This window comes from Agrobacterium tumefaciens (assembly GCA_025560025.1).
Lineage (GTDB): Bacteria > Pseudomonadota > Alphaproteobacteria > Rhizobiales > Rhizobiaceae > Agrobacterium.
Genome location: CP048485.1, coordinates 807374 through 831870, shown reverse-complemented (window position 1 = coordinate 831870; position 24497 = coordinate 807374). Strand labels below are relative to the sequence as shown.

At 59.6% G+C, this 24497-nt stretch carries 19 protein-coding genes; 9 read left to right on the top strand and 10 right to left on the bottom strand.

What is annotated here, in order from left to right; translation table 11 throughout:
* Window positions 1–15: 15 nt before the first annotated feature.
* On the bottom strand, window positions 16–2268 hold the full coding sequence (parC, locus tag FY152_04045; protein UXS31306.1) for a DNA topoisomerase IV subunit A: 2253 nt from the start codon (window positions 2266–2268) through the stop codon (window positions 16–18).
* A 229-nt stretch (window positions 2269–2497) separates the two neighbouring features.
* Here parC and FY152_04040 point away from each other — a divergent pair, with 229 nt between their 5' ends.
* Complete coding sequence (locus FY152_04040) at window positions 2498–3688, top strand: hypothetical protein (protein ID UXS31305.1); 1191 nt, start codon at window positions 2498–2500, stop codon at window positions 3686–3688.
* A 41-nt stretch (window positions 3689–3729) separates the two neighbouring features.
* Here FY152_04040 and FY152_04035 read toward each other — a convergent pair whose 3' ends face one another.
* From FY152_04035 to aspS, 4 genes are all read right to left on the bottom strand, one after another.
* Window positions 3730–5211: a SulP family inorganic anion transporter gene (locus FY152_04035; GenBank protein ID UXS31304.1), complete on the bottom strand. Its 1482-nt coding sequence runs from the start codon at window positions 5209–5211 to the stop codon at window positions 3730–3732.
* Window positions 5212–5416: 205 nt separating this feature from the next.
* Window positions 5417–7528 carry a HAMP domain-containing protein gene (locus FY152_04030; GenBank protein ID UXS31303.1) on the bottom strand — a complete coding sequence of 704 codons (2112 nt, stop codon included), beginning with the start codon at window positions 7526–7528 and terminating at the stop codon, window positions 5417–5419.
* Window positions 7529–7631: 103 nt separating this feature from the next.
* Window positions 7632–8108, bottom strand: coding sequence for an aromatic acid exporter family protein (locus FY152_04025; protein UXS31302.1), 477 nt, complete (start codon window positions 8106–8108; stop codon window positions 7632–7634).
* Window position 8109: 1 nt separating this feature from the next.
* Window positions 8110–9897 carry an aspartate--tRNA ligase gene (aspS, locus tag FY152_04020; protein UXS31301.1) on the bottom strand — a complete coding sequence of 596 codons (1788 nt, stop codon included), beginning with the start codon at window positions 9895–9897 and terminating at the stop codon, window positions 8110–8112.
* Window positions 9898–10087: 190 nt separating this feature from the next.
* Between aspS and FY152_04015 the strand changes: the two genes are divergently transcribed.
* The 8 genes from FY152_04015 to FY152_03980 all read left to right on the top strand — a co-directional run bounded on the left by FY152_04015 (window position 10088) and on the right by FY152_03980 (window position 17752).
* Window positions 10088–11359, top strand: a complete 1272-nt coding sequence (locus tag FY152_04015) for an MFS transporter (protein ID UXS31300.1) — start codon at window positions 10088–10090, stop codon at window positions 11357–11359.
* A gap of 82 nt (window positions 11360–11441) precedes the next feature.
* Window positions 11442–12602: a ribonuclease D gene (gene rnd, locus FY152_04010; protein UXS31299.1), complete on the top strand. Its 1161-nt coding sequence runs from the start codon at window positions 11442–11444 to the stop codon at window positions 12600–12602.
* Window positions 12603–12681: 79 nt separating this feature from the next.
* Window positions 12682–13290, top strand: a complete 609-nt coding sequence (locus FY152_04005) for a hypothetical protein (GenBank protein ID UXS31298.1) — start codon at window positions 12682–12684, stop codon at window positions 13288–13290.
* Window positions 13291–13473: 183 nt separating this feature from the next.
* Window positions 13474–14502: an adenylate/guanylate cyclase domain-containing protein gene (locus tag FY152_04000; GenBank protein ID UXS31297.1), complete on the top strand. Its 1029-nt coding sequence runs from the start codon at window positions 13474–13476 to the stop codon at window positions 14500–14502.
* 140 nt (window positions 14503–14642) lie between these two features.
* Entirely contained in the window at window positions 14643–16001 is a 1359-nt protein-coding gene (locus tag FY152_03995) for an esterase-like activity of phytase family protein (GenBank protein ID UXS31296.1), read from the top strand.
* A 151-nt stretch (window positions 16002–16152) separates the two neighbouring features.
* Entirely contained in the window at window positions 16153–16500 is a 348-nt protein-coding gene (locus FY152_03990; protein UXS31295.1) for a hypothetical protein, read from the top strand.
* A gap of 136 nt (window positions 16501–16636) precedes the next feature.
* Window positions 16637–16984, top strand: coding sequence for a hypothetical protein (locus tag FY152_03985; protein ID UXS31294.1), 348 nt, complete (start codon window positions 16637–16639; stop codon window positions 16982–16984).
* A gap of 135 nt (window positions 16985–17119) precedes the next feature.
* On the top strand, window positions 17120–17752 hold the full coding sequence (locus FY152_03980; GenBank protein ID UXS31293.1) for an acetyltransferase: 633 nt from the start codon (window positions 17120–17122) through the stop codon (window positions 17750–17752).
* Between the two features lie 280 nt (window positions 17753–18032).
* Here the strand turns inward: FY152_03980 and FY152_03975 are convergent, their stop codons facing one another.
* The 5 genes from FY152_03975 to FY152_03955 form a co-directional block, all read right to left on the bottom strand.
* On the bottom strand, window positions 18033–18512 hold the full coding sequence (locus FY152_03975; GenBank protein UXS31292.1) for a hypothetical protein: 480 nt from the start codon (window positions 18510–18512) through the stop codon (window positions 18033–18035).
* 132 nt (window positions 18513–18644) lie between these two features.
* A complete protein-coding gene (gene ppx / locus FY152_03970) occupies window positions 18645–20168 on the bottom strand; it encodes an exopolyphosphatase (protein ID UXS31291.1) in 1524 nt (507 codons plus the stop codon).
* On the bottom strand, window positions 20165–22411 hold the full coding sequence (locus FY152_03965; protein ID UXS33201.1) for an RNA degradosome polyphosphate kinase: 2247 nt from the start codon (window positions 22409–22411) through the stop codon (window positions 20165–20167). The genes ppx and FY152_03965 overlap by 4 nt, the downstream gene beginning before the upstream one ends.
* A 53-nt stretch (window positions 22412–22464) precedes the next feature.
* Window positions 22465–23193 carry a hypothetical protein gene (locus tag FY152_03960; protein UXS31290.1) on the bottom strand — a complete coding sequence of 243 codons (729 nt, stop codon included), beginning with the start codon at window positions 23191–23193 and terminating at the stop codon, window positions 22465–22467.
* 2 nt (window positions 23194–23195) lie between these two features.
* Window positions 23196–24353: an AI-2E family transporter gene (locus FY152_03955; protein UXS31289.1), complete on the bottom strand. Its 1158-nt coding sequence runs from the start codon at window positions 24351–24353 to the stop codon at window positions 23196–23198.
* Window positions 24354–24497: the final 144 nt, after the last annotated feature.

The following is a 24497-nucleotide window of genomic DNA, read 5'->3' as shown; positions in this document are numbered from 1 at the left end:
AACGTCATTTACGTGTTACCCGCCAAATTTCCCGCTGCGCGGAAAGCCCTTCGGCACGGTGCGGCCAACAGTGGCACGGTCGGCCAGCCATTCGCGCAATTCCTCACCCACCTTGTTGAACAGACGGCCGGCCGTGTCGGACCATGACAAGCCGTCAGCGAGCGCGAAACATTTCACGTCAACGACGCCGCCATCCTTGTAACGCTGCAGGCGCACGCCCTTGCCGCGCGACATTTCCGGCACCTGCGAAAGCGGGAAGGCCAGGAGCTTGCGGTTTTCGCCGACAACGGCGACATGGTCGCCCGTGACCGGCACGGCGAGCTTGGCTTCATCCGGCATCGAGACATTCATGATCTGCTTGCCCTTGCGGGTATTCGCGACCATTTCGCTCTCGGGTACGATGAAACCGTTGCCCGCCGTGGAGACGAGCAGCAGCTTGCGCGATGGATCGTGGACGAAGGCGGTCAGGATGTCCTGATCGTTCTCCATGTCGACCATGATGCGGATCGGCTCGCCATGGCCGCGACCGCCCGGCAGCTTGTCGGCGCCGAGCGTATAGGCCTTGCCGCCTGTCGTCAGCAGCAGCAGCTTGTCCGTCGTCTGCGCCGGGAAGGCCAGCTTCGGGCCATCGCCTTCCTTGAAGGTGAGCGACGAGGTATCGGACATGTGCCCCTTCAGCGCCCGGATCCAGCCCTTCTGCGAAATGACGATAGTGACCGGCTCCTTTTCGATCATCGCCTGCTGGATGGCCTCGATATCGGCATCCGGCGCATCCGCGAACTGGGTGCGGCGGCGACCGATTTCGGTTGCCTTGGCATATTTCTTTTTGACCTCGCCTATTTCCCAGGCGACGGTCTGCCACTGCTTGTCGTCGGAGGCGAGCAGACCTTCGATTTCGGCCTTCTCGCTGCTGAGTTCATCGAACTCCTTGCGGATTTCGAATTCCTCGAGCTTGCGCAGGTTGCGCAGCCGCATGTTGAGGATGGCTTCGGCCTGATTGTCGGTGAGCGACCACTTGGCCATCATCACCTGTTTCGGCTCATCCTCTTCGCGGATGATGCGGATGACCTCATCGAGATTGAGATAAGCGACGAGCAGGCCGCCCAGAATTTCGAGCCTGCGGTCGATGGCCGCCAGACGGTGGCGGGAACGACGGACCAGCACGTCCTTGCGATGCGCCAGCCACTCGCTCAGCACCTCGTTCAGCGCCATCACCTTCGGCACCTTGCCGAGCGACAGCACGTTCATGTTGAGCGGCAGGCGGCTTTCGAGGTCGGACAGGCGGAACAGCGATTCCATCAGCAGCGTCGCATCGACGGTGCGGCTCTTCGGCACAAGCACGATGCGCACGTCTTCGGCCGATTCATCGCGAATATCCTCGAGCAGCGGCAGCTTGCGGGCAATCAGCAGCTCGGCGATCTTCTCGATCAGGCGCGATTTCTGCACCTGGAAGGGGATTTCGGTGATGACGATCTGGTAACCGCCGCGGCCGAGATCTTCCGTTTCCCATTTGGCGCGCACGCGGAAACCGCCACGACCGGTCTTATAGGCATCGAGAATATTCTCACGGCTCTCAACGATCACACCACCGGTCGGCAGGTCGGGGCCGGGAATGAATTCCACCAGCTTTTCAACCGTCGCATCGGGATGCTTGATGAGATGAAGCGCCGCGTCGCAAAGTTCATGGGCGTTATGCGGCGGGATCGACGTCGCCATGCCCACCGCGATGCCGGAGGCGCCGTTGGCGAGCAGATTGGGGAAAGCGCCCGGAAGGACGACCGGTTCCTCGTCTTCTTCGTTATAGGTGGCGCGGAAATCCACCGCATCCTCGCCGATGCCCTCGAGCAGCAGCGCCGCAACCTCGGTCATGCGCGCTTCGGTGTAACGATAGGCGGCGGCGCCGTCGCCATCGATATTGCCGAAATTACCCTGCCCGTCGACGATCGGATAACGCTGCGAGAAATCCTGCGCGAGACGCACCAGCGCATCATAGACAGACTGGTCGCCATGCGGGTGGAATTTACCGATCACGTCACCGACGATACGGGCGCATTTCTTGAAGGCCGAGTTGGGGCGAATGCCCATTTCACTCATGGCATGAATGATGCGGCGGTGAACCGGCTTCAGGCCGTCGCGCACATCCGGCAGCGCACGATGCATGATCGTGGACAAGGCGTAAGCGAGGTAGCGCTCTTCAAGCGCCGCCTTCAAATCGACCGGATGAATGTTATCGTCTCCGCCTGACGGAGGTACAAGATTTTTTCCCATGGTGCTTGACTAGCGGAAATGCCGATTCCCGGCAAGAAATTCGGGGGTCTGCCCTGTGGATGAAAGCAACTCTTTCATGCTGTTTTTTGTTAACCGCGTTGCAAATGCCGCAATGCCGCCGTCATGGGAATCGATCTAAATCCTATAGACCTTTGAATAATCGCGAATATAAGTATCACCATTCGAATTCGGACACGGTGCACAGCCGTACGTTGAGGGAAGAAACATCATGAGACTGAAATCCACCCGGCAGGTTCTTTTCGCGAGTGCCGCGCTTCTTACGCTTTCGGCACCGGCCTTCGCGCTGGATGGCGGGGATGTGCTGAAGAAGATCAATGCGGCCTATGCCGCGCAGGGCGGCGAGATCGCTGCCGGTTCCGTCGCCGTCAACGGCTCGACGGTGACCCTGAACAGCGTGACCTTCAACGCGGCCGCCGATCCGGCCAAGAAGATCCCGGTCGGCAATGTGACGCTCGAAGGCGTCGAGGAAAACAACGGCGGCTACAAGATCAAGAACGCCCGCTTCGACAATATCGACTACAAGCAGGAAAATGTAGAGATCAAGGCAAGCGACATCTACATGTCCGGCCTCGTCATTCCGGGCGATGCGACCACCGGCACCATCGACGCGCTGATGTTCTACGACGAAGCGCATAGCGGTCCGGTTTCCGTTTCCATCGACGGCAAGCCGGCTTTCTCGCTCGAAGAGAGCACCGCAACCATGTCCGTCAGCGACGACAAGGCTTCTATCGGTTTCGAACTCGACGCATCCGGCTTCAAGGCCGATCTCAGCGAAGTGACCGATCCCGGCACGAAGGACGCGATTGAAAAGCTCAATCTGCAGGCGCTTTCCGGCGACATGACCATGAGCGGCAGCTGGGAAGTGGCCTCCGGCACCATCGACGTCGAAGAATATGCCATCGACCTCGACAATGTCGGCCGTCTCAACATGTCGTTCGGCTTCTCCGGCTACACGCTCGACTTCATCAAGTCGATGCAGGAGACGGTGAAGGCGCAGGCCGCCAATCCGAACAAGGAACAGGCGGACCAGGCAGCAAGCCTCGCCATGCTCGGCCTGATGCAGCAGCTCTCCTTCGTCAACGCTGAAATCAGCTTCGAAGACGCCAGCATCACCAAGCGCGCCATCGACTATGCGGCAAGCCAGCAGGGCATGACGGGCGAGCAGCTCTCCCAGACCATCAAGGGCATGGCGCCGATCATGATGGCCTCGCTCAACGTTCCGGAATTGCAGAATATGGTGTCGGCGGCGATCAACACCTATATCGACAATCCGAAGAACTTCTCGATCACGGCAGAGCCGGAAAAGCCGGTTCCGTTCCCGATGATCATGGGCGCTGCCATGGGCGCGCCGAATACCCTGCCGAAAATGCTCGGCGTGACGGTAACTGCAAACGAATAGAACCAAAAAGCCCCGGTCATGCCGGGGCTTTTCTTTTGCACTTAGTGCAGCGGCGCGACAGCGCCATCCTGTTTATCGTGCAGGGCGAAGCGGTCGATCATGTGGGCGCTCGCCTCATTGACGCCGATCACCTCAACCCGCCTGCCGGCCTTGCGGAATTTCAGGACCACCTTGTCCAGAGCGCCAACCGCGGAAATATCCCACAGATGCGCCTGGGTGACATCGATTGTCACCGCCTCAACATCCTCGGCAAAATCGAAGGCGGTAATGAAGCTTTCCGTCGAGGCAAAGAAAATCTGGCCATCCACGCGATAGACCCGCTCCCGGCCATCGGCTGAAAGCTCCGGCCGGACATGGAAAAGTTTCGACACCTTGCCCGCGAAAAACACGCCGGAGAGAAGGACGCCGGCCAACACGCCCTTTGCAAGATCATGAGTCGCAAGCACCGTGCCGACCGTCACCAGCATGACGATGCTTGACGATGGCGGGTTGCGGCGCAGATCAAGGATGGAGCGCCACGAGAAGGTGCCGATGGAGACCATGATCATCACCGCCACCAGCGCGGCCATGGGAATGATGCGTACAAGATCATCCAGCACCAATATGAGGAACAGCAGAAACGCGCCCGCGACGAAGGTGGACAAGCGGCCCCGACCGCCGGAGCTGACATTGATGACGGACTGGCCGATCATGGCGCAGCCGCCCATGCCGCCGATGAGGGCAGACGCAATATTGCTCGTCCCCTGCCCGATGCATTCCTGGCTCTTGTTGCTGCCCGTATCCGTCATGTCGTCGACGATCTGCGCCGTCAGCAGCGATTCCAGAAGACCGACGGCGGCGAGCGCGACGGAATAGGGAAAGATAATCTGCAGCGTCTCGAAGGTCAGCGGCACCTGCGGCAGGGCGAATATCGGCAGCGTCGAGGGCAACTCACCGAGATCGCCGACCGTGCGGATATCCATGCCGGAGAAGACGGCGACACAGGTGAGAACGATGATGGCGACCAGCGGCGACGGCACTATTTTGGTGACCAGCGGGAAGAGATAGATGATCGCAAGACCGGCCATGATCATGACGTAGGTTTCGACCGGCACGCCGATCAGCTCGGGTAATTGCGCCATGAAAATCAGGATCGCCAGCGCATTGACGAAGCCGGTCATGACCGAACGCGAGACGAAGCGCATCACCCTGCCGAGTTTTACAAGGCCCGCCAGAATTTGCAGCACGCCCATGAGGATGGTGGCGGCGAAGAGATATTGCAGCCCGTGTTCCTTGACGAGCGTAACCATCAGGACGGCGGTGGCGGCGGTTGCCGCCGAGATCATGCCCGGTCTGCCGCCGGTAAAGGCGGAAACGCAGGCAATCGCAAAGGAGGCGAACAATCCCACCTTCGGATCGACCCCGGCGATGACGGAAAAGCCGATGGCTTCGGGAATGAGGGCGAGTGCCACGACGATGCCGGAAAGGAGATCGCCGCGAATATTGGAAAACCACTCACGTCTGTAAGTCTGAAATCTGTTCATTTGATTTTTTCGCAAAGAATGACGCACCGGCCGGAGCCATGTCCGGTAGATTGAAAAGGAATGTCGGTGCTTTGCGTTGTCTGGCGGATCGGCGGCCAGAAGAGCCACCCGGGGTTTCACCGGGTCCGTGGTGAGTAACCCATCTATAAACAGCAAAAAAGCGGGCGGCAAGTTGCGCACCCGCTTTTCGATGGCTGGACCTATATCAGGCCGCTTCGCGCTGGCTCATCCTCTGCATCTGCATGTCCGTCTCGCTCAGCTGAAATTGATAGACCAGTTCCTTCAGCCGCGCCGTCTCGCCGGCCAGCATGGCGCTGGCGGCATTGTTTTCCTCGACCATGGCGGCGTTCTGCTGCGTGCCCTGATCCAGATGGTTGACGGTGGCGTTGATTTCGGAAAGGCCGAGCGACTGCTCCTTCGTGGCGACGGCGATCGCCTCGATATGATCGTTGATTGTCTTGACCGAGCCGCCGATACGCGACAGGGCGGCACCTGTTTCGCGCACGAAACGCGCACCGTCCTTCACCTCCGTACCGGAGTTGCGAATGAGCACCTTGATCTCGGCGGCCGCCTTTGCGGAGCGTTGCGCCAGTTCACGCACTTCCTGGGCAACGACGGCGAAACCGCGTCCCGCCTCGCCCGCACGTGCCGCCTCGACACCGGCATTGAGTGCAAGAAGATTGGTCTGAAAGGCAATCTCATCAATGACGCTGATGATGCTGCCAATCTTGCCCGATGACTGTTCGATCTTTTCCATCGCCATGATCGTATCGACAACGAGATCGGCCGTGCGGCTGGCGTCCTCGTCTGCCGAATGGGCGACCGCGCGGGCTTCCACCGCACGCTCCGCCGAAATGCGGATATTCGTCGTCAATTCATCCAGCGCGGCGGCGGTTTCCTCCAGCGAGGCGGCCTGCTGCTCGGTGCGGCGGGCGAGATCGGCAGCGCTCTGGCTGATCTCCTGGCTGCCGCCATCAATCGCCACGCTCGACTGCACGACACCGGACATGGCGGCATCGAGCTGGCGGATCGTCCGGTTGAGATCGTGGCGCAGGGCTTCGAAATCCGGGGCGAAAGGCTCGTGGAGTTCGAAGGAGAGGTCACCGGCGGCAAGGCGATGCAGCGCCGCCGCAAGTCCCGTCGTCGCCTGCATCAGCCGCGTCTTCGCCTCGGCCTCCGCCTCGCGCTGGAACCGCGCTTTTTCCTCTTCGGCCTGCCGGCGGGCGACAAGGGCTTCGGTCTCCAGCTCTATCTTGGCGATGGCCGCCTGCCGAAAAACCTCAAGCGCCTGCGCCATGGCGCCAAACTCGTCCCTGCGGCGAAGGCCGGGGACGTCGAGCTCCGTCTCACCTCCCGCCAGACGACGCATCGCGCCGGTAATGGCGGTGGCTGGACGGGTTATCGAACGGCCAATGAGATAAACTCCGGCAAAAAGGCTGATAACGGCGAGCGCGATAAGCGCGACAACGATGGAAACGGTTGTTTCCGCCGCAGTCTGATTTTTCAGCGCGCTGGCTTCCCGCTCCTGCTGATAGGCCGTGGAAATATCCGCGACAACGGGCAGCAGCGCATTATACGCAGTGGCGACCGTTTCGCGCGCCTTCTGCTCCTCCAGCACGGCCTGCGCATAAAAGCGGAAGGAGGCAGTGTAAATTTCCAGAGCATCCATGATGCGCTGGCGCTCCGCGCCCGGCCGGTATTCCTGCTTCACCAGCGCCTTGAAGGTTTCCACCTCGGCGGCATGTTTGCCCGTGTAGGCTTCATCGCGCCGCAAAATGAAATCCTTTTCATGCCGGCGCATCATCAGCATGCTGGCACGGATTTCGGCATTGGCGACGGCATCGATGAGCTTTTCGATGGAATGCACACCATTGCGCATGGCGCCCTCAAGGCCCTCTGTCGGCGTGAGGCCCAGTTCCGCATTCTTGGCGACCAGCGCCTTCATGCGGTCGGAATAGGCAGCAGCACCCTGCGCGAGCGCTTCGAGCCGCGTCCGGGTCTGCGGTGTCGCCTCGTCTGCGAGATGGTTCAAAGATTGCCGGACCTGATCCATGGTCTGGTCAAACCGCGCAACGGATTTCATATCGCGGGTCAGCAGAAAATCTCTCTGGTGAAGACGGCTTTCATGCAAACCGTCCTCCAGCGCCGCCAGCACCCCGTCCCGCTCGATCAGCGTCTCTTCGGCGACGCGATAACGCGCCTCCATCTGTCTTTGCCAGAGCAGCATGCCCGCGATGACGGCGATCCCGCACAGCGCAGCCAGTGCGAGCATGGATACGCGATGCGCAATTTTAAACGTCGAGATCAGCGAAAACATTCAACCCTCGTTTGCAGATTTCACGATGGGATGAATGATTGAGAAGGCTTAAGAACTCCTCTACCGGATTTGTCAGTTTAATTAAGGTTTTATGACAAGACCGCTAGAGCTTCAGCCGCTCGCGAAAGAAGATGAGGGCTACGGCCACACCGGTCGCCACACCCACGATCACATCGACAAAACGGACAAAACCGGCAGCCTGCGGCCCCATCAAGAGCACCAGCATGGCCGAAGCGCCAGCCTGTATCGGCACGACCGGCGGCAGGCCGAACATGGAGGCGAGGATCATGGCGATGAAGGTCGCCGAGGCCAGCCTGATTTCAGCGACATCATGCGGGACGAGGAGCGCAATCTCCCCGACGAGAATACCAATGGTGACACCAACCATCTGGCCAAGGCCCTGACGAACATGGCTTGGAATTCCCGGAGCAAGGCAGATAAGCGCGCTGATTGCGGCAAAGACGGGTTGCGGATGGCCCAGCCACCGATGCGCGACCCAGAACGCAAAAGCGGCCGCAAGTGCGGCCGCCAATGCACGGGTGAAGGCTGCACGAACGCGGTCGAGCAGCGTCTTCACCATATCAGTCCTTCTTGGACGGAACGACGCGCAGCGCCAGCTCACGAAGCTGGGTCGGCGTTGCCGGCGACGGCGCGTTCATCAGGAGGTCCTGTGCCTGCTGGTTCATCGGGAACAGCGTGATTTCGCGCAGGTTCTTCGCGCCAACCAGCAGCATGACGACACGGTCGATGCCGAATGCGCAACCGCCATGCGGAGGCGCGCCGTACTGGAAGGCACGGTAGAGACCGCCGAAGCGCTCTTCCACATCGCTCTGCGACAGGCCCACCTTTTCGAAGGCCTTGACCATCAGCTCGGGCGACTGGTTACGGATCGAGCCGGAGGCGATTTCGAAGCCGTTGCAGACCGCGTCATACTGGAACGCCTTGATGGAGAGCGGATCCTGTCCTTCCAGCGCTTCCAGACCGCCCTGCGGCATGGAGAAGGGGTTATGGGCGAAGTCGATCTTCTTTTCTTCCTCGTTATATTCGAAGAAGGGGAAATCGACGATCCAGCACATTTCGAAACGGTCGCGGTCGATCAGGTTCAGCTCGTCGGCAGCGCGGGTGCGCGCCTCGCCGGCGAACTTGTAGAACTTGGCGGGATCGCCGGCGACGAAGAAGCAGGCATCGCCTGCCTCAAGGCCGAGCTGCTGGCGCAGCGCCTCGGTGCGTTCTTCGCCGATATTCTTGGCGAGCGGACCGGAACCGCCGACCTTGCCGTCCTCTTCCTTCCAGAAGATATAGCCGAGGCCAGGCTGGCCCTGAGACTGCGCCCATGCGTTCATGCGGTCGCAGAAAGCGCGCGAACCACCGGTCTTGGCCGGGATGGCCCAGACCTGAACCTTGGGGTTGGAAGCGATCATGTTGGCGAAGACCTTGAAGCCCGAACCATCGAAATGTTCGGTCACGGCTTCCATGACGATCGGGTTGCGCAGGTCCGGCTTGTCGGAGCCATATTTGCGGATCGCCTCGTCATAGGGAATGCGCGGCCACTGTTTCGTAACCGGCTTGCCTTCGGCGAATTTCTCGAACACGGCCGTCATCATCGGCTCCATCGTGGTCCAGACATCTTCCTGGGTCACGAAGCTCATTTCGACGTCGAGCTGGTAGAACTCGCCCGGCAGGCGGTCGGCGCGCGGGTCTTCATCGCGGAAGCATGGCGCGATCTGGAAATAACGGTCGAAACCGGCCACCATCAGAAGCTGCTTGTACTGCTGCGGCGCCTGCGGCAGGGCGAAGAACTTGCCTTCATGGATGCGCGAGGGCACGAGGAAGTCGCGCGCGCCTTCCGGCGAGGAAGCGGTGAGGATCGGCGTCGTATATTCGGCGAAACCGGCATCGGCCATGCCGGTGCGCATCGCGGAGATGATCTGCGTGCGCTTGACGATGTTCTTGTGCAGCGTTTCGCGACGAAGATCGAGGAAGCGGTATTTCAGGCGAACGTCTTCAGGATAGTCAGGCTCGCCGAAGACCGGCAGCGGCAGTTCCTTGGCAACGCCGAGAACCTCGATTTCCTGCGCATAAAGCTCGATCTCGCCGGTCGCCATGCCCTTGTTGACGGTGTCTTCCGAGCGCGCCTTGACGAGGCCATCGATGCGGATGACCCATTCACCGCGAACCGTCTCGGCAACCTTGAAGGCCGGGCTGTCAGGATCGGCTACCACCTGGGTGATGCCGTAATGGTCGCGAAGGTCTATGAAGAGAACGCCGCCATGATCTCGCACGCGATGAACCCAACCGGAAAGGCGAACGGTTTCGCCGACGTCGGACTTGCGGAGAGCGGCACAGGTGTGGCTGCGGTAACGATGCATTTTTTTATCCTGGAACGTGTCGTGGGCCTGATGGAGGCCAGATGGGCGGCACTGTCGAAATTTGCCGGAAAAGCGCATGGCCAGCCTGATTTGTCAAGGCAAAGCACAACAATGTCGCCTTCTGGCTGTCCTTTCCCCCTCCTTGGCTTTAGATAGTCCTAATCAGCCCGCCAAACCGAGTCGGCCCGCAATGAGCCAGATCAGACCTCTTATCCCGCTTCTCGTCACCGCCGGCATTCTGATCGGCGGTAACGGCCTGCAGGGAACCTATATAGCCTTGCGTGGCCTCTCCGAAGGATTTTCGGCCAGCACCATCGGCCTCATCAGCGCCGCCTACAGCATCGGATTTGCGCTTGGCTGCATTTCGGTGACGCGGCTTCTGCGCAAGATCGGCCATATCCGCACCTTCGCCACCATGGCGGCCGTCGCGTCGGCCGCGTCGATCGCCATGCCGCTGGTCATTCATCCGCTGTTCTGGATGCTGATGCGTTTCGTCATCGGCATTGCTGTCGCCTGTCTTTTCGCGGCGATAGAAAGCTGGATCAACGCGCAGGTGACGAATTCCAACAGGGCGCGCACGCTCTCCATCTATCGCTTCGTCGATCTCGGCTCCGTGACGCTCGCACAATATATGATTCCCGTCGCCGGCATCGACGGACCGGTGGTATTTTCGCTGATCGCCATGGCGCTCACGCTGTCGCTGGTGCCGATCTCGCTTGCCGACAAATCCAACCCCGCGCCGCCGAAACAGATTCCCTTCAATCTCTTCGCGGTCTGGCGCATCTCGCCGCTTGCCGTGGTCGGCTGCGTGGCCGTCGGTCTCAGCATGGCGGCGTTTCGCAATATCGGCCCGATCTATGCCGAACAGATCGGGCTTTCCGTCACCGCCATCGCCACCTTCATGAGCGCCGGCATCATCGGCGGCGTGGTGCTGCAATATCCGCTCGGCGTCTATTCCGACCGCTACGACCGGCGCATCATCATTCTCGCCACCACGGCCGGGTCGGTGATCGTCGGCCTGTTTCTCGCCTTCTTTGCCGGCACGGATGAGTGGAGCAACATCATCGGTGTCTTCATCTTTGGCGCCTTCGCCCTGCCGCTCTATTCGTTGAGTTCCGCTCACGGCAACGACCATGCCAAGGAGGGCGAACATGCGATGGTTTCCGCCGGGCTGCTGTTCTTCTGGTCGGTGGGCGCAACCGTCGGGCCGCTGCTTGCCTCCGTGCTGATCGACCAGTTCGGTCCGAAAGCGCTGTTCAGCTATACGGCCGCGATCCAGATCGTTTTCATCGCCTACACCATATACCGGCTGCGGGTGCGCGAGGGCGTTCCCGTGGAGGAGAGGAACTGGCGGTTCCGCTCGCTTTTGCGCACATCCGCCTATTTCCAGAAGCTCGCAGCGCCCCCGCCGCCCAAAAAGGACGGGCAGGAGCCAAATCCGCCCGAGAAAAACGATCCTTAAGCCTTCAAAAGCGGGCTTTGTATTGACATGCGCCCGGCAAAGGGAAAGTAAGACGGATAATTTTCACGAGTGGCCATTTGCAATGATTGAAACGACTGCCGCCCTCGCCGAAGCCTGCACGGAACTGGCGAAATCGGAATTCATCACCATCGACACCGAATTTCTGCGGGAAACGACCTTCTGGCCGGAACTCTGCCTTGTGCAGATGGCGAGCCCGACGCTCGAGGTGCTGGTCGATCCGCTCGCCAAGGGTCTCGACCTGACCCCGCTTTTCGAGCTCATGGCCAATCCTGCCGTCGTGAAGGTTTTCCACGCCGCGCGCCAGGATATCGAAATCATCTACCATCTCGGCGGGCTTATTCCGCATCCGATCTTCGACACCCAGGTCGCCGCCATGGTCTGCGGTTTCGGCGATTCGATCTCCTACGATCAGCTAGTGCAGAAGATCAAGAATGTGCAGATCGACAAATCCTCGCGTTTCACCGACTGGAGCCGCCGCCCGCTGACCGACAAGCAGCTGGATTACGCGCTGGCCGACGTGACCCATCTGCGCGATGTCTATCTGGCGCTGAAGGCGCAGCTGGAGCGCGAAGGCCGCTCGCTGTGGTTGACAGAAGAGATGGATATTCTGGAATCGCGCGATACCTACGACATGCATCCCGACGATGCGTGGCTGCGGCTGAAATCGCGTCTGCGCAAGCCGACGGAACTTGCGATCCTCAAATTCGTCGCCGCCTGGCGCGAGCGTGAGGCGCGGTCGCGCAACGTGCCGCGTTCACGCGTGCTGAAGGACGATGCGATCTTCGAAATCGCCCAGCAGCAGCCGAAAGACGCCGAGGCCCTGTCGCGGCTTCGCACCATCCCGAAGGGCTGGGAGCGTTCCGCTTCCGGCACGGCCATCATCGAAACCGTGAATGCGGCGCTGGCGCTTCCCAAGGAAGACATGCCGAAGGCACCGCGTCACAGCCATGCGCCGGAAGGCTCGGGTGCTGCCGTGGAACTGCTGAAGGTCCTCCTGAAGCTGACCGCCGACAAGCATGGCGTCGCCGCCAAGGTCATCGCCAATAGCGAGGATCTGGACAAGATCGCCTCGGAGGGCGAGAAGGCGAGCGTGGCCGCATTGACCGGCTGGCGGCGGGAACTCTTCGGTGATGTGGCGCTGAAACTCATCAACGGCGAAGTGGCGCTGCGTTTCGCCGGCAAGAAGGTCGAGGCGGTTGAGGTGGCAGCGAGCGAGCCGTAATCGCCCGCACGCCGGACCGTAATTTCGCCCGCATCGCATTCCATCTCTGTGCCGATAGTTGCGCTTTGAGGGTATTGCCATGAAACCTGCCAGCACGCTTCTGGTGGCCGCCTCCGTGGCGGTCGCAGGCATCCTCCCTGCCCCCGCAAGCACCCACGCCGACGATGGCAAGGTCGATCTTCAGGGAGAATGGACGACCGACTGTCTGAAGATCGGCAAGAATGACCGGCACGGCATCGTTACGCGCATCACGATACGCGGCGAAAGCATGCATGCCGTCTCGCAGATTTACGCCCGCAACAGCTGCCAGCAGCCCACTGTACAGGTGCGTTACGAAGGCGCGCTGGATGGCGGGCTGAAAGACCATGACAGCCTGCTGTTTGCCCATACCGTCACCTCGATCACCTTGACGCCGAACGACCCCGCTGTCGTCGACCATTATAATGGCGACCCGAAAGGCACCGGTTGTGGCCTGAGCGGCTGGAAAGAGAATATTCCTTTCGATGTCGACGGCAAAACCTGCGCGGCAATCACTTTCGCCGGCAGAGGAGAAACCCTGTTCGACCGGGCATGGATAGAGGGCAACCGGCTGCGCTTTGCCGCCTTTCCGGTCAAATGGTCGAACCACTCGCCGGACGACCGACCGCAATCCCCGCTTGAAACAGTCTATTACAGAACATCCTATTAGACGTAGCGCGATATCAGCACCCGTTTTGCGGCAACAGGGCAACAACCTTTCCAATCCTTCATGTGACCTTACCGAAAGGTCACTTTTTGCAGCGCATTTTCCGCATTAATGTCGCATATGACCTGAACAGAAGCTTCGCCCGGCGGGAACGGCGGGCTTCCCTTCCCGAGATCAAGAACCGATATGAGAAAATTGCTGCCCATTCTGGATTACGTGGTGCTCTTCGTTGCCGTGGCCGGCAGCGGCGTGGCCTATGCGCTTCTGGAATATGGCGGCGGCGCGCTGATCGGTGCTACCTATGCGCTGTTCGCCTGCACGCCCATCCTTGCTTTCGAGCGCGGTTACATCATGCCCGGCCTGTCGCGGCAGGTCAGTGCTTTGCCGACACCGGCCTATATCGCCGTTGGCCTCATCATCTATGCCATTCTCGTCTTTTGCGGTTTCGGGCTCGGCGGCACGATCCTGTGGCTGAGCGGGATATTTCCCGGCACCTGGAAGCGGGCGGTGCACGCCGAGGTGCAGACCCTCGTCTTTACCCTCATCGTCTGCGGCATCATCGTTTTCATCATGCGGGTGCGCGAGCTTCTGGGCCGCGATATCTTCATCGACCTCATTCTCGGGCGCTACAGACGCCCGGTGAGCGAAGACCGGGTCTTCATCTTCATCGATCTCGTCGGCTCCACCTCCTTCGCCGAAACCCATGGCGACCTGAAGGCGCAGGAGTTTCTCGGTGAAATCTTCGCAAGCTATGCCGCGCCAGTCAGAAAACACGGCGGCGTCATCGACGACTATATCGGCGACGCCGCCATCATCACCTGGCCCTATCACATGGCGATAAGGCGAGCGGCCTGCGTGCGCTGCGTTTTCGACGTCCAGGCGACCATAGAAAGCAATCGCGACATGTGGCTTGCCCGCTTCGGCGAAGTGCCGCGCCTGCGCTTCGCCATCCATGGCGGACCGGTCATCACCGCCGAAATCGGCGTTGACCATCACAAGATCACCTATTTCGGCGATACGGTGAACACGACCTCGCGACTCGAATCGCTGAGCAAGATGCTGGGACACCCCGTGCTGATTTCCGCCGATCTTGCGCATCAGCTGGTGCTTCCCAAGGGCGTGCGCAGCGAATATCTCGGCGAACACGCGGTCAAGGGCCGCGGCCAGACGCTCGGCGTGTGTACGCTCAGCCAGTATCAGGCCCCTGCTGCTTAAGCCAAGACGCGGGGCGATACTGGCTTTTTAGGGCATCGTCATCAAAATTCATCAAAGCTTCAAACGACAATCACCTGCCTGTCATGCGACGACCATATCGCCTCAATCCTGTCTTCAACAGGAAATGAGGGGTCTCCATCATGAAGCACGTTCTTTTCGCATCCTGCGCTCTTCTTGCGCTCGCCACCGCTTCGCATGCGGCTGAGAAGGAGTTTCCGGCAAAGCTGGTCTCCCACGCCATTCTGCCGGCCAATACCATCATCGCAGCACCCGCCGATGCGCCGGAGCACCTCAAGACCTCCGCCAAGTTCACGACGGCCGACCGCAAGCGCGCCGAAGGTCTCGGCACCGTGCCTGGCAAGGACGGTGTGCGCCTCACCGGCCTTTCCATGCCGTTCAACGGCCAGCCGATGCAGGGCTTTTCCGGCATCAAGGCCATGGCCGATGGCAGCTTCTGGAGCCTTTCCGACAATGGTTTCGGTTCCAAGCTCAATTCCAGCGACGCCATGCTGATGCTTCACCATCTGAAATTCGACTGGGACGCCGGCAAGGTCAATGCGCTTGAAACCGTTTTCCTCTCCGACCCTGATATGAAGGCGCCCTTCCCGATCGTTCTGGAAGGCTCGAGCAAGCGTTACCTGACGGGTGCGGATTTCGACGTCGAATCCATTCAGCCGGTTGCCGATGGTTTCTGGGTGGGCGAGGAATTCGGGCCTTACATCCTGAAATTCACCCGCGACGGCAAGTTGACCGACGTCATCACCACCAAGGCCGGCGACATCGAGGTGAAGTCCCCGGATCATCCGACCCTGGCACTGCCCGGCAACCCGACACAGAAAATGCCGGCCTTCAACCTGAAGCGTTCAGGCGGTTATGAAGGCATGGCGCTCTCCAAGGATGGCTCCAGGCTCTATGGCCTTCTCGAAGGCCCGCTCTACACCGCCGACGGCCAGGTGGAGAAAACCGAAGACGGTTCGACCGCACTGCGCATCATCGAACTCGACACCGCCAAGAAGGAATGGACCGGCCGCACCTGGCTTTACCCGCTGGCCCAAGGCGGCGAAGCCATCGGCGACTTCAACATGCTGGACGACAGCACGGCGCTGGTGATCGAGCGTGACAATGGCGCCGGCACCGCCGACAAGGCCTGCGCCGACCCGAAGAAGCCGGAAGCAAACTGCTTTGCCGTGCCCTCCAAGGTCAAGCGCATCTACAAGATCGAGTTCAATGACGCCAATGTCGGCAAGGCCGCGCGCAAGATCGGCTATATCGATCTGCTGAAAATCTCCGATCCTGATAACAAGAAGCGTCAGGGCGGCAGCAACGGTTTCTACGACATGCCTTTCGTCACCATCGAGAATGTCGATCGCGTTGACGCCACGCATATCATCGTCGGCAACGACAACAACCTGCCCTTCTCCGCCGGCCGTGCGCTGGACAAGGCCGATGACAACGAGTTCGTCCTGCTTGAGGTCAAGGACCTGCTCGACGCGAAGTAAAAAAGGCGCCGGAATCCATTCCGGCACCGTCCGCACCTGGTGCGAATTCAACGGTCGGAGCGTCCCACAGCCTTCCCAGGCTGCGCGGCGCTCCGTTTCTCCTCTGACCATGCCTGACCCGGAACCAGGTTCCGAAACAGGGAAGATTTACATGCAGGACCATGCCGAACGACTTTATTATGCCCTAAGGAAAAGCTGGTCGGGCGAGACCAGCAGCCTCTGGTCGCGCGAAAACCCCGCCAGGGGACAGGGCGGCGTCACAGCGCTGGTGGTTCAGGATATTTTCGGTGGCGAACTCGCCAAAACCGCCGTCAGCGGCGCGGACCATTTTTACAATATCATCGAGGACATTCGCTGGGATTTCACCTTTGCCCAGTTCGATGTCCCCGTCGGTTATCAGGACAGGCCAGCCACCCGCACCGAGGCGATGGCGAGGATCACGCCGCTTCAATATGCCTATCTCAGCGCCTGCATCAGGAAGGCGCTGGGACACGGCTGACGCTCACACATCGATGCCGGTCGCCTACAGTTTGTTGCGGTTTGAACGCCTTATTAGAGGCTTTCCCCGCAAAGCGGACACAATCCATGCGATAGTATCAGCTCGCAAAACGAGACGCAGCGAGGAGATATGTCCGATGAATGATAGCTGTCCTGTCCTGACGCCCGCCGAGCGGCAGGCACAGAATATATTGGAACGGACAGAAGAGGCTATGGTGGCTGCAATTGACGCAGCACTTGAGCGCGCCAGCAAACAGGCCGCCGAGGAACTCCAGAGCATTGGCTCAGAAATACAGCCGCCCGCCTATGAGTATTTTGCCGCCGTCGCACATCAGCAGCTTTTCCTGTTGTTATGCGGCGCCAACAGGGAAACATTCCAGGGCGGGGACCCCGAAGTTGCAGCCCACCTCATCAGGAACGCTCAAAACATATCCGACCACTACTGGAAAAAGAAAGACGCTGCTGCGGATGTTTCAGGCGGCTGAACGCGCTGCCCTTCTGCCTGAAAGCATAGTTTCGGGCGAGACGCAGTAGCTCGGCAAGGTCGGGCTTATCTGGCAGTCTCACGTCACAGAGCCTTCATCATCCCCGGCTAAGCAGGCGCAAATCCGGAGGCTGGAATGGATTCGACCGCAAAAATCAACCGTCCAAAAATCGCACAAACCGTCATCCATCCCACCGCGAGCATCAGAGATGCAACTATCGGAAGATGTTGCGAAATTCTGGCGGATACCTCCCTGCACAATGTGGAACTCGGAGATTACTCCTATCTTGGCCCCCGCTGCATGGTTGGAGATGCGACCATTGGAAAATTCTGCGCCATCGCTGCGGACGTGAGGATAGGAGCGCCAAACCATCCGATGGACAGACCGTCCATGCATCGTTTCAGCTACTGCCCGGAATATTACGCAACAGATGCTGTCCGCGACGACGCCTTTTTCGATCAGCGCAAACAGGACCGCGCCATCATCGGTCACGATGTGTGGATTGGTCACGGGGTCATTGTGTTGCCGGGCGTGAAAATTGGGAACGGCGCCGTGCTGGCAGCCGGCGCTGTCGTCACCAAGGACGTGCCGGCCTACACGATCGTCGGTGGCGTTCCCGCAAAAATCATTCGCGAGCGATTTTCACGGCGCATCGCGGAGACGCTCACTTCAATCGCCTGGTGGGACTGGCCGTTCGAGACGATCATCGCGCGGCTTACCGACTTTCAATCAAGCGATATTGAAGCCTTTTGCGAGCGCTGGGCCTGACACACACTTCGAGACGCATCTAACGATAACTTCGAAGGTAGATATTAAATGAACAGCTTCAAAAGCTGAGCAGGCGAGCTCAGGAAATCGCCAACAATGAGGCCAACCAATCGAAGCACCCGCAGCGATTATCGACATCATCCATAGGATATTGGTGAGTAACACCGTGCGCCATACGACTACGGGATTTTCTTCCGGTTAGATATTGGTGAAACATTTGCCCAAGAGCCTCCGGTCTTCAAATTTTCTACGGTGCCAATCGGCGTCGTAAGACGCGGAATTAACCCCCAAAATTGGGGCTGAACGACCAGCCGTCGGCCATAAACTCAAGCGTTTCGTCGCGAAAATAATAGAGGAAGTGGCGAGAGTTAGTGGTGTCTGCCCGTATTGTTTCCCAAGGTACGGCATCACGGATCGGGTCGTGGCCAACCAACTCATAGAACTTACCCCAATGCGGTGCTATGCCACTATAGCGACCACGACCGTCTACCTTATACCATTCATGATCGTTGGTGTCGTCCCTGCGCCATCGGCTGCAATCAATGAAGCTTAAAGTGCCATGTGTCTCATCAAACTTCGGATCTGCTTTTGAAAATAGATTCAAAACCCTCAAAAACCCCGAGGTTTTCTTGTCTTGCACGAGCCTATACGAGCGGAAACAGACATTCACCGAGGAGCCCGCAACTGAAACCTGAGGCTCTGGCGCATTTGGATCAGCGACCCAATCTTCACCGAGTCGAAGTTCTATGAACTTGAGCATGAACTACGAATACTCAAATTTGATGACGTTTTCCACCCAGCGTGGTCCTCAAGCATTTTTTGGATTCACGGCGCAGCCTATTTAGAAACCTATACCACCGAATAAAATACTAAAAAGACGCACATCCGTTCGCTACTCAAATACGAACGCCAGCCGCTTGCCCGTCAGCTTCGCCAATTGCTGCAGGCGGCCATCCAGTCGCTCGCCGGCGAAATCGCAATAATCATGCGGCACGACGAATTCCAGATCCACATCCGGATTGGTGGATTTGCGGAATTTCAGGTGGTCGACGACGCCAGGCATCGAGGCCGAGAAGAGGTAGACAACGCGCAGCAGGCCGCCGAGAAGTTTCCCCAGCTCCAGCAGGCGATCGCCAGCCATGGCTGCGAGCGGTTGGGTGGTGCCGTTGTCGTTCAGCCCCTCGAAACGGTAATAATTGGCAAGCGCGATATAGGCGCGGCCCGGATGGGTGATCGCCACGAAGGAGGAATGGGCGATGATGTTCAATGCCTGCAGGCCACGATAGTCTGGATGGGCGCGCCAGCTGATATCGGCCAGAAGGCAGGCCGCCTGCCGGTAACGGCTTTCCTCTTCCGTCTCTTCGATACCGAAGACCGGGAAAGTGCGGCCGCTCCAGTCCGCCAGTTCACGTGCATGTTCAGGCGAACGGGCGCGCAGAATGGCAAGTTCGTCGGCGGTGACCAGCAGCGGATCGGAATCCCGCTCGGTCTCCGTCAGGAGCGAATAGAGATAACCTTCGCGCACGCCCTGCGCCGAGAAGGCGATCTTTGCCGGTTTCATGACCTTCAGAACTTCACGCATGGCGATGGCGCCGAAGGGCAGCAGCGAACGGCGGTTCTTGGATACCGCCTGCCAGGCCGGGTCCTTGCTGTCCCTGGAGACGATAACCTCTTCCAGAAAATTCAGCATTTCTTCCAGCGGCAATTCGTAACCCTGCATCATGTGCAGCGGATAGCCGGTGATTTCCATGTGCAGCTTGGCGATATTTCGCCATGTGCCGCCCACGGCATAAAAGGTACGCCCCTCGCCCGCGGACAGAAGTTTTGCGAAGGATTTGACGTGTTTTCTGGCAATGGTCGCGGCTTTTTCCAGCGAGCCGTCCGATTGCTCCGACAGTCGCAGGCCGCCGAGCGGCAGGGTGATGCCCTCGCCGCAGCTTTTGCCCTTGATGTCGATGAGTTCAAGCGAACCACCGCCCAGGTCGCCGGCAATGCCATCCGGCTCGTGGAAACCGCTGATAACGCCATAGGCGGAATAAAGCGCTTCCTTCTCGCCTGACAGCACCTCGATCTCGCAACCGAGGATCGCTTCGGCTTCGCGGATGAAATCCGGCCCGTTTTCCGCTTCACGCGCTGCCGCCGTTGCCAGCACGTAGAGCTGCTGCGCCTGCGCCTGTTCGGAAAGCGCATGGAAGCGCCGTAGGGCCATCAATGCCCGGCCAACACCTTCCTCATGCATGCGGCCCGTCAGCGCCAGCCCCTTGCCGAGACCGCAAAGGACCTTTTCGTTGAACAGCACGGCGGGCGCGCGGGAGAGGCCTTCATATACGACGAGACGAACGGAGTTCGAACCAATATCTATGACGGAAACGGGGGCAAGGCCGGTCAGCCGCCCCTGTGCTTCTGATCGAGTCATTCAGCCTGTTTCTTGCGGGACGAAATCAACCCGGCAATCAATTTGGGCGCACTGGATTTCAAGGCTTCACCACGTCCGGAAAGGCTGGGATTGGTCATGAAATAGTGCTGCGCGTTGAACGGTTCTTCGCCTTTACGCACCTCGATGCGCCTCGACGTTCCGTCCGCAAGTATCTCGTAGCTCTGCTGGTTGTCAATGAGATTGCCCAGCATAATCTGTGAAAGAACCTGCTCGTGCACGGTGGGGTTGGTGAGCGGCACCAGCGTTTCCACACGGCGATCGAGGTTGCGCGGCATCATGTCGGCGGAGCCGATATAGACCAGCGCCTTGTCGGAAGGCAGGCCGAAACCATTACCGAAGCAGAAGATGCGGCTGTGCTCCAGGAAGCGGCCGACGATCGATTTAACGCGGATATTGTCCGACAGGCCCGGCACCTGCGGACGCAGGCAGCAGATGCCGCGCACCACAAGATCGATTTCCACACCGGCTGCACTGGCACGGTAAAGGGAATCGATGATTTCAGGATCGACCAGCGAATTCATCTTCATCCAGATCGCCGCAGGCGCGCCGCGCTTGGCGTGTTCGATCTCTTCATTGATGTGCTTCACGATGCGCGAGCGCAGCGTATAGGGCGAAATCGCGAGCTTCATGCCTTCTTCCGGTTCGCCATAACCGGTGATGAAGTTGAAGATATTCGCCATGTCATGGGCGATCTTCGGGTTGCAGGTGAAGAAGGAAAGGTCGGTATAAATCTTGGCCGTGATCGGGTGATAGTTGCCGGTGCCGAGGTGGCAATAGGTCCGGAGCTTGCCGTCTTCGCGGCGCACCACCATCGACATCTTGGCATGGGTCTTCAGTTCGATGAAGCCGAACACCACCTGCACGCCGGCTCGCTCCAGGTCGCGCGCCCAGCGGATATTGGCTTCTTCATCGAAACGTGCCTTCAGCTCCACCAGCGCGGTGACGGACTTACCCGCTTCGGCCGCGTCGATCAGCGCGCGAACGATCGGGCTGTCATTGGAGGTGCGATAAAGCGTCTGCTTGATGGCAAGCACGTCGGGGTCGCGTGCGGCCTGCAGCAGGAACTGCACAACCACGTCGAAGCTTTCATAGGGGTGGTGAACCACCATGTCCTTTTCGCGGATGGCGGCGAGGCAATCGCCGGCATGTTCGCGCACGCGCTCGGGGAAACGGGCGTTGTAGGGTTCGAATTTCAGGTCGTCGCGCGGCGCCCGCACGATTTCCGAAATGGTGTTGAGTGCGAGAAGGCCGGGCAGAACGGCGACGCGATTATCCGGCACGCCAAGTTCGTGCACCACGAACTGGCGCAGCGACTGCGGCATTTCGCTGTCAGTCTCGATGCGGATAACGGAGCCGCGGCGACGGCGCTTCAGGGCGCTTTCAAAGAAACGGACCAGATCTTCCGCCTCTTCCTCCACTTCGATATCGCTGTCGCGGATGATGCGGAAGGTGCCGAAACCACGCACCGTATAGCCGGGATAAAGCCGGTGAATGAACAGGCCCACCACATCTTCAAGCGTGATGTAGCGGATGGCGTTCCTGTCATCCGGCAGACGCACGAAACGGTCGAGCGCCGGCGGCAGGCGCAGAAGCGCGGTCATCGGCTCGCGGCCATTGACGCTGTCGAGCTGCAGGCCCATGGAGAAGCCGAGGTTCGGAATGAACGGGAACGGGTGCGCAGGGTCGATGGACAGCGGCGTCAGCACCGGGAAAATGCGTTCCTCGAATTCCGTGCCCAGCCAGGTCCGATCCGCATCGGAAAGTGCCGCAGGGCGCACGACGAAGATGTCTTCCTTGGCGAGATATTGCTGCAGAACGGCAAGCGAGGCCTGCTGCTCCATCTGCAGATTGTCGATTTCCTTCAGAATGTCTTCCAGCTGCTCGGCCGGCGTCTTGCCATCGGGCGTCTTGACCGTGATCTTCTGGCGCACCTGCCCTTCAAGGCCGGCGACACGAACCATGAAGAACTCGTCAAGATTGGCGGCGGAGATGGAGAGAAAACGCAGCCGCTCCAGAAGCGGGTGATCCGTATTCAGCGTTTCTTCCAGAACACGGCGGTTGAACTGCAGCCAGGAGAATTCGCGGTTGATGAAACGGGCGGGGCTGTCCCAGAGGTTCTCGCCCTCGATCACCGGCTGAACCTTGTCCAAATTGTCCTGCGCTACTGCGTCCATGCCCTGTTCCATCCCCTGACCTAATTCCGTCCCGTGATCCTGCTGCATCGCGTGATCGTCCTTCTTGCCCGTATAACAGTTTGACGACGGAACTGTGACAGTCAATCGCCGTCCAGCCCCTCGCCCACCGCTGCACTCTCCATCGCGTTGAGAACTTCCGCCGCCAGCGGACGGGTAATCCTTGTCCCACGCGAGAGCGCCAGCCTGTCGATCCGGTCCACGATCGTCTGCGCCGTATCGAGCGAACGCTCCATTCTATTGACGATGTAACCTATGAGTTTGTCATCCATGTAAAGCTGACGGTCGGCAAAGAGTTTCATCAGCACCTGCGCCAGAAGTCCCTCATCCGGCTCGCCGGTCTCCACCACGGTTACGGCTTTGAGACGCGAGCGCAGATCCGGCAGCGTCACCGGCCATGCGGCCGGCCATTGCCGGCTGGTCATCAGAAGCGTCTTGCCGTGCTGGCGCACGCTGTTGATGACGTGGAAGAGTTCGGTGTCGTCGAAACCGCGGCGATCGGCATCTTCGAAAAGCACCGGTGCGCTCTCGGCCGCTCGCGCGGCATCCGCACCGGCCTGCGGGTGGATTTCCACGGCGCCGCTGATGTTTTTCCAGATATTGGCGAGATGCGACTTCCCCGAACCCGGCGGCCCGGCGAGCACAACCACGGGCGATGGCCAATTCGGCCATTCATCAACGAGGCTGACCGCAGCCTCGAGCGAAGCGGATACGAGAAGGTCTTCCCTGCCGGAGGCGGCCTGGTGCGAGAATACGAGCGGCAGCTGCTCGGCCTTCGACCGGGCGTTGTCGGTTTTGATCTGGTCAGTCATCGTCAGCCCTGACCGTCCGCCTTGGTGGAGGACGTTTCCCTTTCTTCCAAGGCAGGGTTGGCCTCCCACGGAAGGTTGGCGGCGTGTCCGTGGTAAAGATCGCTTTCAAGATACCGCGACAAGGCGAAGCGGACAAGCACGCCGACGGCCGCCGCGGCCGGCACCGCAACCAGAAGGCCGACAAAGCCGAAAAGCGCGCCGAAAGCGAACAGGGCAAACATCAGCCACACCGGATGCAGGCCGACGCTTTTGCCAACGAGCTTCGGCTGGAGGATGTTGCCCTCGATGAACTGGCCGGAGAAGAACACGGCAAGCGTCAGAAAGACATAAATATAGTCCGGCCAGAACTGCACGATGGCGACGCCGACGGCGAGGATGAGGCCGACCATCGAACCAATATAGGGGATAAAGCTGATGAGGCCGGAGAAAAGGCCGATCAGCAGGCCGAAATTGAGGCCCACCAGCGACAGGCCGACAGCATAATAAACGCCGAGGATAAGGCAGAGCGACCCCTGCCCGCGCACGAAACCGGCAATCGTATTGTCCATGTCGCGGGCGATCTGGCGGACGGTATGCACGTAGTCGCGCGGTATCCAGCTGTCGACCTTGTCGATCATCCTGTCCCAGTCGAGCAGCAGATAGAAAGCGACGACGGGCGTGACGACCAGCAGCGACACGACGTCGACCAGCGATTTGCCGGAATTCCATATCTGCGTCAGCAGGGTGCCGATAAAGCCGGCGCCCTCCGTCAGGAGCTTTGAAAAATTCTCCTTCACCGAGTTGATCTGGCTGCTCACCCAATCAGGCAGGAGGTTGGTATCCGCACCCGCGATCAGCTGCTGCAGGGACGATATATATTGCGGGATGCGGGTGATGAATTCCGACGCCTGGGCGGCAATCACCGGAATGATGATGATGAGCGACAGCGCGAAGATCAGCACGAAGGAAACGAGGATGACGACGGTTGCCATCAACCGGCTAAGGCCGCGCCGTTCCAGCCAGTCGGCGACCGGATCGAGAAAATAGGCAAGCGCCATGCCCGCCACGAAAGGCAGGAGAATGGAGCTGAAGACCATCAGGAAAAGGATAAAGACGGCAAGCACGCCGATCCAGAAAAACACCTGTCGGCGCAGGTTCGTACCACTCACATGGGGTTGCATCCGTTCATCCTCTTGTCGCCGTCCCTTAACCGCCCATGATGGAGATAGGATGCGCATGTGCACATGGTCAAGACCGGCAATCCGGCAGCGTCTGGCAGGCAGGCGCCGGACAGGTGCATCGAGGGCCCGTTTTCAAGCCTGCAC

Excerpts from the sequence above, each read along its gene's own strand:
- parC (UXS31306.1), bottom strand. The coding sequence starts at position 2,268 with ATGGGAAAAAATCTTGTACCTCCGTCAGGCGGAGACGATAACATTCAT.
- FY152_04040 (UXS31305.1), top strand. The coding sequence starts at position 2,498 with ATGAGACTGAAATCCACCCGGCAGGTTCTTTTCGCGAGTGCCGCGCTT.
- FY152_04035 (UXS31304.1), bottom strand. The coding sequence starts at position 5,211 with ATGAACAGATTTCAGACTTACAGACGTGAGTGGTTTTCCAATATTCGC.
- FY152_04030 (UXS31303.1), bottom strand. The coding sequence starts at position 7,528 with ATGTTTTCGCTGATCTCGACGTTTAAAATTGCGCATCGCGTATCCATG.
- FY152_04025 (UXS31302.1), bottom strand. The coding sequence starts at position 8,108 with ATGGTGAAGACGCTGCTCGACCGCGTTCGTGCAGCCTTCACCCGTGCA.
- aspS (UXS31301.1), bottom strand. The coding sequence starts at position 9,897 with ATGCATCGTTACCGCAGCCACACCTGTGCCGCTCTCCGCAAGTCCGAC.
- FY152_04015 (UXS31300.1), top strand. The coding sequence starts at position 10,088 with ATGAGCCAGATCAGACCTCTTATCCCGCTTCTCGTCACCGCCGGCATT.
- rnd (UXS31299.1), top strand. The coding sequence starts at position 11,442 with ATGATTGAAACGACTGCCGCCCTCGCCGAAGCCTGCACGGAACTGGCG.
- FY152_04005 (UXS31298.1), top strand. The coding sequence starts at position 12,682 with ATGAAACCTGCCAGCACGCTTCTGGTGGCCGCCTCCGTGGCGGTCGCA.
- FY152_04000 (UXS31297.1), top strand. The coding sequence starts at position 13,474 with ATGAGAAAATTGCTGCCCATTCTGGATTACGTGGTGCTCTTCGTTGCC.
- FY152_03995 (UXS31296.1), top strand. The coding sequence starts at position 14,643 with ATGAAGCACGTTCTTTTCGCATCCTGCGCTCTTCTTGCGCTCGCCACC.
- FY152_03990 (UXS31295.1), top strand. The coding sequence starts at position 16,153 with ATGCAGGACCATGCCGAACGACTTTATTATGCCCTAAGGAAAAGCTGG.
- FY152_03985 (UXS31294.1), top strand. The coding sequence starts at position 16,637 with ATGAATGATAGCTGTCCTGTCCTGACGCCCGCCGAGCGGCAGGCACAG.
- FY152_03980 (UXS31293.1), top strand. The coding sequence starts at position 17,120 with ATGGATTCGACCGCAAAAATCAACCGTCCAAAAATCGCACAAACCGTC.
- FY152_03975 (UXS31292.1), bottom strand. The coding sequence starts at position 18,512 with ATGCTCAAGTTCATAGAACTTCGACTCGGTGAAGATTGGGTCGCTGAT.
- ppx (UXS31291.1), bottom strand. The coding sequence starts at position 20,168 with ATGACTCGATCAGAAGCACAGGGGCGGCTGACCGGCCTTGCCCCCGTT.
- FY152_03965 (UXS33201.1), bottom strand. The coding sequence starts at position 22,411 with ATGCAGCAGGATCACGGGACGGAATTAGGTCAGGGGATGGAACAGGGC.
- FY152_03960 (UXS31290.1), bottom strand. The coding sequence starts at position 23,193 with ATGACTGACCAGATCAAAACCGACAACGCCCGGTCGAAGGCCGAGCAG.
- FY152_03955 (UXS31289.1), bottom strand. The coding sequence starts at position 24,353 with ATGCAACCCCATGTGAGTGGTACGAACCTGCGCCGACAGGTGTTTTTC.